Origin of the sequence: Bartonella sp. PS7NMGDW, from assembly GCF_042193585.1 — a bacterium.
GTDB classification, from domain to species: domain Bacteria; phylum Pseudomonadota; class Alphaproteobacteria; order Rhizobiales; family Rhizobiaceae; genus Bartonella; species Bartonella grahamii.
On the sequence record NZ_JBHILX010000091.1, the window covers coordinates 1 to 1,015 of the forward strand.

The window sequence follows — 1,015 nt, forward strand, 5'->3', positions numbered from 1 at the left end:
AAAGCAAGAGCGCCAAGATGAAGTAAAGCATAATCCGTATTATCTGCTTTAGATGTTGCATCTTGTTGCCAAGGAGCAGTGCCATAATCAGAGCGAAGTCTTTCAGAAAGGTCAATGTCTGTTACCGCCCATTTTAGCGCATCATCAAGTGCTTGCTTTAAGCGATCCGCAGTGACTTCTGGTTCAAAGATTTCTAATCCCTTGGCTTCAAAATTAAGCTGTATATCTGGAATATCTTCCGTGTGGGTAGGATCAATGAATTTACAAGCGGTGGAAAGAATGCCCGTGCTAATCATAAAAGCCCTATCAAATTGTGGGTAGTCTTTGGCAATTTCGTCGTTATAAAGAATATCTACTTCACGATCAGCCAATTGATAGCTTGCCATATGGTCATTCTCATTGATTTTCTCGGTTGACCAGCCTAGGCTTTTTAAAATTGCATGAGCACTTTCCATGGTGAGACGATCATCAGTGTCATCCACTTCATCCAATTCCTCTGCCACTTCAACAGAAGTTGTTTTAGAAGCAACAGATGCTGTTTGCGCATCCAAGCTTAAAATCGGAGCATTTTTGGGAAAACCAGTCCGATAACGCCGTGCAAGAGTAAGAGCGTTGTCAATCGTATATTTCGTGATACCTTCCACGAAGCCTAGATGGTTCTTTGCCCTGAAACTTTCCTTATAAAATTTGAGCTTTTCAACATCCCCAATAAGAATAAGCGCAATAAAATGGCGTATTATAAGATCATATTCACTATTTGTTGGCAAAGCCGCATAATCATAGATGATTTGATTCACATTTTGTCGATCAGCCCATTCAAGAATATCCGCACTGATCTGTTTCAGCTTGCCTTCATCCAATTCAGTACTAGAAACTGCATAAACTTCTTCTGATTCTTTAAGAACGGTATATTGGGGAGTATTGATGAAAATAGATCGATAAGCTGTAGAAAAACCAAGTGTTGAAAGAGAAACCTTGAAGGTAACAAATGGTGTCTCTCCGTTTTTATCAAGGT

1 protein-coding gene is annotated in these 1,015 nt (G+C 39.8%); it reads right to left on the reverse strand.

The window, feature by feature from the left end; all coding sequences use genetic code 11:
* On the reverse strand, window positions 1-1,015 hold a 1,015-nt coding region (locus ACFIKJ_RS09440), incomplete at both ends, for a DUF6990 domain-containing protein (RefSeq protein ID WP_375670556.1).